General features: G+C 64.0%; 11 protein-coding genes. 5 read left to right on the top strand and 6 right to left on the bottom strand.

Translation table 11 applies throughout. The features are described from left to right. On the bottom strand, window positions 1-2,040 hold a 2,040-nt coding region (ileS, locus tag KBT70_RS10625; protein ID WP_296632614.1), incomplete at its 3' end, for an isoleucine--tRNA ligase. Window positions 2,041-2,331: 291 nt separating this feature from the next. Between ileS and KBT70_RS10630 the strand changes: the two genes are divergently transcribed. Beyond that, on the top strand, window positions 2,332-2,742 hold the full coding sequence (locus KBT70_RS10630) for a group III truncated hemoglobin (RefSeq protein WP_296632617.1): 411 nt from the start codon (window positions 2,332-2,334) through the stop codon (window positions 2,740-2,742). A gap of 182 nt (window positions 2,743-2,924) precedes the next feature. Next, complete coding sequence (locus tag KBT70_RS10635; protein ID WP_296632618.1) at window positions 2,925-3,185, top strand: hypothetical protein; 261 nt, start codon at window positions 2,925-2,927, stop codon at window positions 3,183-3,185. A gap of 72 nt (window positions 3,186-3,257) precedes the next feature. Here KBT70_RS10635 and KBT70_RS10640 read toward each other — a convergent pair whose 3' ends face one another. Beyond that, complete coding sequence (locus KBT70_RS10640) at window positions 3,258-3,881, bottom strand: XRE family transcriptional regulator (RefSeq protein WP_296632622.1); 624 nt, start codon at window positions 3,879-3,881, stop codon at window positions 3,258-3,260. Between the two features lie 67 nt (window positions 3,882-3,948). Here KBT70_RS10640 and KBT70_RS10645 point away from each other — a divergent pair, with 67 nt between their 5' ends. Together KBT70_RS10645 and KBT70_RS10650 are read left to right on the top strand one after the other, a co-directional pair. After that, window positions 3,949-5,475, top strand: a complete 1,527-nt coding sequence (locus tag KBT70_RS10645) for a class I adenylate-forming enzyme family protein (protein WP_296632625.1) — start codon at window positions 3,949-3,951, stop codon at window positions 5,473-5,475. Then, entirely contained in the window at window positions 5,462-6,097 is a 636-nt protein-coding gene (locus KBT70_RS10650; protein ID WP_296632628.1) for a DsbA family oxidoreductase, read from the top strand. The genes KBT70_RS10645 and KBT70_RS10650 overlap by 14 nt, the downstream gene beginning before the upstream one ends. A gap of 3 nt (window positions 6,098-6,100) precedes the next feature. Here the strand turns inward: KBT70_RS10650 and KBT70_RS10655 are convergent, their stop codons facing one another. From KBT70_RS10655 to KBT70_RS10670, 4 genes are all read right to left on the bottom strand, one after another. Next, window positions 6,101-6,976: a DMT family transporter gene (locus tag KBT70_RS10655; RefSeq protein ID WP_296632633.1), complete on the bottom strand. Its 876-nt coding sequence runs from the start codon at window positions 6,974-6,976 to the stop codon at window positions 6,101-6,103. A gap of 65 nt (window positions 6,977-7,041) precedes the next feature. Next, window positions 7,042-7,959: a cation diffusion facilitator family transporter gene (locus KBT70_RS10660; RefSeq protein ID WP_296632638.1), complete on the bottom strand. Its 918-nt coding sequence runs from the start codon at window positions 7,957-7,959 to the stop codon at window positions 7,042-7,044. Continuing rightward, window positions 7,952-8,368 carry a Fur family transcriptional regulator gene (locus KBT70_RS10665; RefSeq protein WP_296632643.1) on the bottom strand — a complete coding sequence of 139 codons (417 nt, stop codon included), beginning with the start codon at window positions 8,366-8,368 and terminating at the stop codon, window positions 7,952-7,954. Before KBT70_RS10665 ends, KBT70_RS10660 begins: the two co-directional genes overlap by 8 nt. 83 nt (window positions 8,369-8,451) lie before the next feature. Beyond that, a complete protein-coding gene (locus KBT70_RS10670) occupies window positions 8,452-8,787 on the bottom strand; it encodes an SMR family transporter (RefSeq protein WP_296632652.1) in 336 nt (111 codons plus the stop codon). Window positions 8,788-9,181: 394 nt separating this feature from the next. On the opposite strand from KBT70_RS10670, the gene KBT70_RS10675 reads away from it, so the two are divergent. Then, the gene (locus tag KBT70_RS10675) at window positions 9,182-9,874 is read left to right on the top strand and encodes a M48 family metallopeptidase (protein ID WP_296632649.1); all 693 of its coding nucleotides are present in this window, start codon (window positions 9,182-9,184) and stop codon (window positions 9,872-9,874) included. Window positions 9,875-10,010: the final 136 nt, after the last annotated feature.

Here is a 10,010-nt window from a genome sequence, read left to right on the forward strand (position 1 = left end):
CGCCACCCAGAGGCGCAGAATATCCGCGCCATATTGCTTGACCCCTTCCTCGGGGGCCACAGTGTTGCCCACGGATTTGGACATCTTGTTGCCCTTCTCATCAAGGGTAAAGCCATGCGTCAGCACCCCCCGATAAGGCGCGCGCCCGCGCGTCCCGCAAGCCTGCAACATCGAGGAATGGAACCAGCCGCGATGCTGATCCGTGCCCTCGAGATAGAGATCGGCCAAGCCATCTTCAGACCCATCCGCACGGTCGCGCAGCACAAACGCATGGGTCGAGCCGCTATCAAACCACACATCGAGAATGTCATCGACCTTGCGCCACTCGTCCGGGTTGACGATGCCCGACAGGAACCGCTCTTTCGCGCCCTCCTTGTACCACGCATCCGCGCCCTCTTCCTCAAAGGCCGCAAGGATACGCGCGTTGACCTCGGCATTTCGCAAAAGATAATCCGAATCCGTGGGTTGCGCGCCGTTCTTCACAAAGCACGTCAGCGGCACACCCCAGGCACGCTGACGGCTCAGCACCCAATCGGGCCGCGCTTCGATCATCGAATAGAGCCGGTTGCGCCCGGTCTTGGGCGTCCATGTCACCAACTCGTCAATCGAGCGCAGCGCGCGTTCGCGGATGGTGGTGCCATAGTCGTCCTGTCCGTCACCCACCGCGCGGTCAATCGCGGCAAACCATTGCGGCGTGTTGCGATAGATCACCGGCGCCTTGGAGCGCCAGCTATGCGGATAGGAATGCTTGATCTTGCCCCGCGCGAGCAGCCCGCCCACCTCGGCCAATTTATCAATGACGGCCTTGTTGGCATTGCCCTCCTTGCCCTTGCGATCAAGGATGAACGTGCCGCCAAAGAACGGCAGATCGGGGCGGAAAGAGCCATCTTCCAGCACGTTATAGGTGATCACCTGCTCGAGCATCCCCAGATCACGGTAAAGCTCGAACTCCTCCATCCCGTGCGACGGCGCGCAATGGACAAACCCGGTGCCTTCTTCGTCACTGACAAAATCAGCGGGCCGGAAATCGCGCAGATCGTCCCATTCGCCGTTGGAGCCTTCGGCGCCTTTCAGCGGATGCTCAAGCTGCATCCCTGCCAACTCTGACGTCGGCACATCACGCACGCGGGTATACATCGACGGCTCCAACCGCGCGCGGGTCATCACATCCTCGGCGCGGGTATCGGCAAGGATGAATTTCTCCCCCACAGAAGCCCAGCACTCGCCCGGCGTCGCGGTCACCTCATAGAGGCCATAGGAAATACCCTCGCCGTAAACCACCGCCTTGTTTGATGGCATGGTCCAAGGGGTTGTGGTCCAGATGACGACCGAGGCACCGGCCAGATCGCCCGCCCCCTGATGCACCCGAAACTTCACCCAAACCGTAAAGCTTTCCTTGTCGTGATATTCCACCTCCGCCTCGGCCAGCGCGGTTTTCTCTACCGGCGACCACATCACCGGCTTTGACCCTTGATAGAGCACGCCGGTCATCAGGAACTTCTGGAATTCCTCCGCGATGATCCGCTCGGCGCGGAAATCCATCGTCAGATACGGGCGATCCCAACAGCCGGTGATCCCCAGCCGCTTGAATTCTTCGCGCTGAATATCAATCCAGCCTTCGGCGAACTTGCGGCATTCCTGACGGAAATCGACCACATCCACCTTGTCCTTATCCAGCCCCTTGGCGCGATACTGCTCTTCGATCTTCCACTCGATCGGCAGACCGTGGCAATCCCAGCCGGGGATATAGCGCGCATCGCGGCCCATCATCTGTTGGGACCGCACCACCATATCCTTGAGGATCTTGTTGAGCGCGTGACCGATATGCAGATGCCCGTTGGCATAGGGCGGGCCATCATGCAGCGTAAAGGGAACACGCCCTGCCGCGTTCTCCCGCAGCTTCTCATACACGCCGATCCGCGCCCAACGGGCCAGCCACTCAGGCTCGCGCGCAGGCAATCCCGCGCGCATCGGGAAATCGGTCTCGGGCAGGTTCAACGTATCTTTATAATCCGGCGTCTGTGTCGTGTCGGCGCACATGGTTTGCGTCCTTGTCACTGGTCTGGAATTTGGGGGTGAGAGGCGGCGTGGGTGCCCATACGCCTTGTCCCGGCAGCTCGATTGTCTCAGAGCGCCGGGCATGTAATTCGAATAATGATCGCGCTGCGTCTCATCATGCCCCGCCTTATAGGCGCGCTCCGGCCAAGCGTCCAGAGGGCGCGGCCCCCGCTTGTCCGAAAAGAAAACACGCCGAAATCTTTTCAGGATTTCATCGCCACAGCGTCCATCAGGGGGATTGCCTCGCCCCCCGCCCCGCGCCACATAAGGACCATGAGCAGCACCCTGCCCCCCCGGTTCCCCATCACCCGCCCCGAGATCGAGCGGGTCGTGACCGCGTTCTACGCGGCCGTGCGCACGCATCCCGGCCTTGGGCCGATCTTCGCGGTGCATGTCACCGACTGGCCCGCGCACGAGGCCAAGGTCGTGGACTTCTGGGCCAATTCGATCCTGCATGAACGCGTCTATGACGGCAGCCCGATGGCCGCCCATGTCAACGCCCGCAATGTGCAACCGGGCATGTTCTCGACCTGGCTCGCCCTCTTTGATGCAGTGCTGGCGCGCGAACTCAGCCCCGATCAGGCCGCCGCCTGGTCGGCGCTGGCGCATCGCATCGGGCGGTCTTTGCGCGCGGGCGTCGTGGATCGCAGCACCCATGCCGGTGGCATCCCGAAACTGCGCTGACATCGGCCAAACCGCGCCCAAACACAGCCCCTCAGGCGGCCAGAACCGGCCGACGGCGAGAACCTGCCCGGCGCGCCCCCCCAAAATGGCAACTTGACGCCGGAAACCATGGGGGTGCGTGCAAACGCTCGGGGCGGCCCCATCTTTGATCTATGCTGGACACAGTCAGAGAGGAGCTTGCCATGTATACCCCCCAAGACGACATCCACCGCCAAGCCAACCGTGACCTCAACCGCTACGGCCCGCCCGGCCATGATCCGGGTGCCGGCACGCGCGGCGGGCTGACGGGTCTGCTCGTTGTCGTGATCCTGATGGGCGGGCTGATCGCCTTCAGCATGCTCAGCCCGTCCACCACTGGCGACAGCACCGCCCCTGCACCGGCCCCGACCAGCGTGATCGACGGCGCGTCGTCCGGTCAAACCCCTGCCGCCCCGGTCGAATAACGACCACACTCACGGCGCAGACGGCCCGGCCATCGCCTCCAGCATGGCCGGGCCCCTTGGCCATCAGCGGCCTCAGTCGAGCGACGTCACCCAGAGAACCGTCGCATCCTCGGCACTGATCGAAATCACGTTATGCCCCATGGTGGCGTCATAATAGGCGCTGTCCCCCCTGCGCATCTCGATGGGCTCGTAAAACTCGGTATAGAGCCGCACCACCCCGGTCAGCACATAGAGAAATTCCTCGCCATCATGGCGCACCCAACCGCCAAAGTCCTCGACCGCGCGCGCACGGATACGGGCGCGGTAGGGCATCATGCGTTTCTGGCTCAGCGTATCGGCCAGCAGATCATGCTCATAGGTCGCCGTCGCCATAGGCTTGCCCTCGCCCACCCGCGTCACCGCCATGCGCCCGTTGATCCGGTCGCGCGACGGCGGGGTAAAAAGCTGCGGCACCGAGATTTCCAGCCCCTGCGCCAGCTTCTTGAGCGCCTCATAGGTGGGTGACATCTGGCCATTCTCGATCTTCGAGAGGGTCGAGCGCGCCAGCCCCGCCTGTTTTGCAGCCTGTTCCAGCGTCCAGCCCCGCGCCTTGCGCAATTCCCGCACCCGAACGCCCAGATCGAGCGGTTCCGGGGGCGTTTCAGCGCCGGTTTCGCGCGTGACGCGCAGCAGGGGGGACAAGGCTTGATCCGTCATAGGCCCACGCTATAGGCCAAGCGCAAGGCCACTTGCAACCGCCGCCAGAGGCCCCTAAGCCAACGCCATGAGCGCCATATTCGATCAGGGCCCAAGCGCCCCCTGCCCCCGCCCCTTCAACCTCGCGGCCCATGTCCTGGGCCGGGCCGATGCGCATCCCGACAAGATCGCGCTCGCGGTCCTCAGCCTCGCCAAGGCCGACCGCTGGAGCTATGGCCGCCTCTTGGCCGCCGTGCGCGGCACCGGCACCGGCCTCTTGCGCGCCGGATTGAAACCCGGCGACCGGGTGCTGATGCGGCTGGGCAATACGGTCGAGTTTCCGATTGCCTATCTCGGGGCCATTGCCGTGGGCCTCGTGCCCATTCCCACCTCGAGCCAATTGACAGAACCAGAGGTGGCCGGGATCATCACAACCACCCAACCCGCGCTGATCCTGCGTGCCGCAGGCGTGGCCTGCCCCGAGACGTCCATTCCGACCTTGGACGAACCCAGCCTCGAGGCAATGCGCGCCCTGCCCCCCGCCGATTGGGACATGGGCGATCCCGATCGCCCCGCCTATATCATCTATACCTCCGGCACCTCCGGTATCCCGCGCGCCGTGGTCCATGCCCACCGCGCCATCTGGGCGCGGCGGATGATGTTTGACGGCTGGTATGGGCTGCGTCCCGACGACCGGCTTTGTCACGCGGGTGCCTTCAACTGGACCTTCACTCTTGGCACTGGCCTCATGGACCCTTGGACCATGGGCGCCACCGCTCTCATCCCCGCAGCGGGTATTGCGCCCGAGCAATTGCCGCTCCTGCTCAAACGCCATGACGCGACCATCTTTGCCGCCGCCCCCGGCGTTTATCGCAAGCTGGTGCACCCCGGTCAGCGCCTTGATCTGCCGCATCTGCGGCACGGGCTGGCCGCGGGCGAAAAACTCTCGGACACCATCCGCCAGCACTGGCAGGACGCCACCGGCACGCCGATCTTCGAGGCTTACGGCATGTCCGAATGCTCGACCTTCATCTCGGGCAGCCCCGATCACCCCGCCGTCCCCGGCACGCTGGGCCGTCCTCAGATCGGCCGCCGCGTCGCCATCCTCGCCGACGGCGCGCCCGCCCCCCATGGCACCGAGGGCACCATTGCCGTGCACCGCTCCGATCCCGGTCTCATGCTGGGTTATCTCGGCGCGCCCGAGGCCACAGCAGAGAAATTCACCGGCGACTGGTTCCTGACCGGCGATCAAGGGATGATGGATGCCGCAGGTCACATCACCTATCTGGGCCGCGCCGACGACATGATGAACGCAGGCGGCTACCGCGTTTCCCCGATGGAGGTCGAGGCCGTGCTCAGCACCCATCCCGGCATCACAACCGTCGCCGTCACCGATATCGAGGTGAAAGAGGATGCGCGCGTCATCATGGCCTTCTATACTGGCCCCGAGACACTCGATCCCGCCACGCTTGATGCTTTTGCGCGGGCACGGCTCGCGGGCTACAAGGCCCCGCGCGCCTATCACCACATCGCGGCCCTTCCCACCGGGGCCAATGGCAAAATCCTGCGCCGCGCCCTGCGGCCGATCTACGAGGGCCTTCATGGTCAAGCTTGACATCATCTCCGACCCGATCTGCCCGTGGTGCTACATCGGCAAGACGCTGCTCGATCAGGCCATGGCGCAGCGCCCCGATCACCCGTTCGAGATCGAATGGCACCCGTTCCAACTCAACCCCGACATGCCCGCCGAAGGCATGGACCGGCGCGACTATCTGGAGACAAAATTTGGCGGCAAAGAGGGGGCAATCCGCGCCTATGCCCCGGTGCTGGAACGCGCTGAGGCCGCAGGTCTGGCCATTGATTTCGCCGCCATCAAACGCACGCCCAACACGCTCGACGCGCATCGCCTCCTGCATTGGGCGGGCATCGAAGGCTGTCAGGACCGCATGGCGATGGCCCTCTTTCAGGCCTATTTCACCGAAGGCCGCGACATTGGCGACCACGAGGTTCTGGCCGATCTCGCCGACAGCCTCAGCCTTGATGGCGCGATGATCCAGCGCCTCTTGGCGTCCGAAGCCGACCGCGAAGCGATCCGCGCCCGCGATGCGCAATTCCGCCAGATGGGCATCTCCGGCGTGCCGACCTTCATCGTCGGCGGTCAGCACGCGGTGCCCGGCTGCCAGCCTGCCGACCTCTGGGTCAAGGTGATCGACGACCTGACCGCCGCCGCAAGCTGAACCTCACGCCAAGGCCATCCGCCGCGCCAACCGACGCTCGCGCCAGAACGTATAGATCCCCGAGGCGATGATGATCCCCGCCCCCGCCAGCGTCCAGACATCGGGCCGCTCGTCAAAGAGCGTGACCCCTATGATCAGCGCGAACACCAGCCGCGAATACCTAAACGGCGTGATCACCGCCACATCACCGAGCCGCATCGCGGCCACGATGGCATAATAGGCCGACACCCCGCACAAAAGCGCCAGCGCCAGATCACGCCAGTTCACCGCCGTGGGCCACGCGGGCGTGCCATGAAACGCCAAGAGGATCACCCCCGTCGGCACCAGCGTGGCAAAGGCGTAAGTCGAAAGCTGCATGGACGAGATCGTGCGCGGCACCCGCCGTGTCGCCAGATCGCGCGCCGCCAGCCCAAAGACCGCCAAGACCGCGAAGAGCGACGCCGGCTCAAACCCCGCCATCCCCGGCCGGATCACCATCAGCACGCCGCAGAACCCCACAAGGATCGCCGCCCACCGCCGCCAGCCCACCGCCTCGCCCAGAAAGAGCGCGGCCCCCAAAGTGACCGCGAGCGGTGTCGCCTGCAAAATGGCCGAGGCCGACGAGAGCGGCGTCAGCGCAATCGCCATGACAAAGCCGAGCGTGCCCAGCAATTCCCCGAAATTGCGCAGGATCACAGGCCGCGACACCAGATCCCGCGACCAGAGCCGCCTGCCCTGCGCCCGCGTGATCGTGCCAAAAATCACCGCGCCCCCGATCCCGATCAGCAGGATGATCTGCCCCACCGGCAAGGTATCGGCCAGCCGCTTGATGAACATATCCTCCAGCGCGAAACCGCCCATCGAGAGGACCATCAGAATACTGCCGCGCAGGTTTTCCATCTCAGACTTTCTTGACCGTGAACGCCCCTGATAGCCCGGATCATCCGCCTAAAAAAGCGGCAGAGCTATGACAGCACGACATGACCGCTATGCTTGGCCTTGTGCTCGGGCTCCACATGGATCGTCACGCGCGCGCCGGGCAACGCCGCCATCAGCGCCGCCTCGATCCGGTCGCAGAGGTCATGCGCCGCCTCGACCGTGGTCTCCCCCGGCATCACCAGATGAAACTCGATGAAGGTCACAGGCCCGGCATGGCGCGTGCGCAGATCATGCGCCTCGAGGGCGGCATCGTCGCTCGCTGCGGTCGCGATCACCCGCCGGATCTTGGCCAGTTCCTTGTCGGATACCGCCTCGTCCATCAGCCCGCTCAGCGACGCCTTGATCACCATGCTGCCCGACCACAGGATATTGAACGCCACCAGCACCGCCATCGCCGGATCAAGCCAGAGCCAGCCCGTCGCCAGCGCCAGCCCCACGCCGATCAGCACGCCCACCGACGACACCACATCAGTCATCAGATGCTTGCCATCCGCCACCAGCGCGGGCGAGCGATAGCGCCGCCCGTTGCGCATGAGCATCAGCGCCCAGAGCGCATTGATCCCCCCCGCCGCCATGTTGATCGCCATGCCCAGAAACGGTTCTTCCATCGCGCGCGGGGCCTGAAACCCGTCATAGGCCTCGCGCAGGATGAAGAGCGCCGCAATGACGATCAAAACCCCCTCGAGCACCGCCGAGAAAAATTCCGCCTTGTGATGTCCAAAGGGGTGATTGTCATCCGCAGGCCGCCGCGCCACCTTGAGCGCCACAATCACCGCCAGCGCCGTGGCAAGGTTGACGACACTCTCCAGCGCATCCGACATGAGCGCGAGCGACCCGGTCAGCGCCCAGGCCAAGGCCTTGAGCGCCATCACCAAGAGGCCGACAACGACGCTGCCAATCGCCAGACGCATCACCCGCGCATGGGCGCGCCCAGACTCACTCACTGGATTTGATCGGCACGCCATAGAGTTCGAGCCGATGCCCGATCAGACGATACCCCAGCTTTTCCGCAATCCGGTCCTGCAACGCCTCGATCTCGGGATCGACAAATTCGATCACCTCGCCCGAATTCATGTCGATCAGATGATCGTGATGGTCGCGCTCGGCATCTTCATAGCGCGCGCGCCCGTCGCCAAATTCCAGCTTGTCGAGAATGCCCGCCTCTTCGAACAGCTTGACGGTGCGATAGACCGTGGCAATCGAAATCCGCGGATCACGCCCCGAGGCGCGCGCATAGAGTTCCTCGACATCCGGATGATCATCCGACCCTTCCAGCACCGACGCGATGGTGCGGCGCTGATCGGTCATGCGCAGCCCCTTGGCCTCGCAACGCTCGGTGATGGTCTCAGTCATGGGCGGCCTCGTCTTGTCTTGCGGCGGTGCCATAACGGCAAGGGGCGGTGCTGACCAGCCCCTTTGCCGCCCTGCCTGCGCGGTCAATGCGGTGCTGTGCGCGAGAATAGCTGAATGACAACAATCCCCGCAAGGATCATGCCCGTGCCGATGATGGCAGGCAGATCGAGTTTCTGGCCGAAGATCACATAGCCGATACAGGCGATGAACACGATCCCCAGCCCCGACCAGATCGCATAGACCACGCCCACCGGCATCACCTTGAGCGTCTGCGCCAGCAGATAGAAACTGATCGCATAGGCAATCACCACCAGAACCGAAGGCCAGAACCGGGTGAATTGCTGGCTTGCCTGCAACGCCGTGGTGCCAGCGGTTTCGGCCATAATGGCAAGGAAGAGGATCAGATAGACCTGTGGGATCATGGCGCGCGCTCCGGTCTTGGGCAATCGGCTCCAGACTTATGCGAGGGGGCAAGCGGCGTCCACCGGGAAAGGAAGTGCCAGAAGGCATTAGAGCGGGTTATCACCAGTCACCAAAGCGCGGAATCAACGCACCGCAGGTGCCGCCGCGCAGCGGTCATGCCAAAGGCATGCCTCCGGAATGACCCGCCCCCTCGGGCGGGCGCTTTTGCAACGTATCATCTCATTTAGAACGCGGAATACTTGGCAGGGATAAATTGCCAATCACTTCTGACGCTGCGCCCACCCGGCGGACGGGCACCGCGCGGCTCATCTCTTGCTGCAGACCTCAGAGACCCCCCAATCCTCACACACCCCGCTTGCCAGCCCCCCTGACCCGCCCCATATTCCCCTCATGTTGAAATTCACACCGATCCTGCTTGCCATCCTCTACGCGCTCGCCATGTACCGCTTCTCGGTCTGGCGCACCTCGCGCGAATTGGATGCGCAATCGACCGAATTGGCTGACCCAAAACTCAAGTCGATGACCGACCGCCTTGCGCGCGCGCTCGACCTGCCGCGCGTTCGCGTTCACATCTACGAGATCGACCCGGTCAATGGCCTTGCTGCGCCTGACGGGCGGATTTTCATCACCCGTGGCTTCTATCGCAAGTTTCAGACCGGCGAGGTTTCCGCCGAAGAAATGGCCTCGGTCATCGCGCATGAATTGGGCCATGTCGCCTTGGGCCATTCCCGCCGCCGGATGATCGACTTCTCCGGTCAAAACGCCCTGCGCACGGCCCTCGCGATGATCCTGTCCCGCTTCGTGCCCGGTCTCGGGGTCTGGATTGCCAACGGTCTGACCACCCTCCTCGCCGCCCGCCTGTCACGCGGCGACGAATACGAGGCGGACGCCTATGCCGCCGCCCTGCTGACCAAGGCCGGTATCGGCACCGCGCCGCAGAAATCGCTCTTCGAAAAACTCGAGGCACTGACCAACAGCGCAGGCGGCACCATGCCCGCATGGCTGCTCAGCCACCCCAAGACCGCCGAACGGATCGCCGCCATCGAAAAACTCGAAAGCCGCTGGCATCAGAGCCTCCCGTGATCCCCCGTCATCCTCGCGCCTGACCCGAGGACCTCTCACCTCGGACACAACCGCCATCCTCGGGCTTGACCCGAGGACCTCTCACCCCCGCGACCTTACAAAATCCCCTCAAAGACCTTACAAACCTTACCAGTCG

It is taken from the genome of Roseovarius sp. (assembly GCF_018066915.1).
GTDB lineage: Bacteria > Pseudomonadota > Alphaproteobacteria > Rhodobacterales > Rhodobacteraceae > Roseovarius.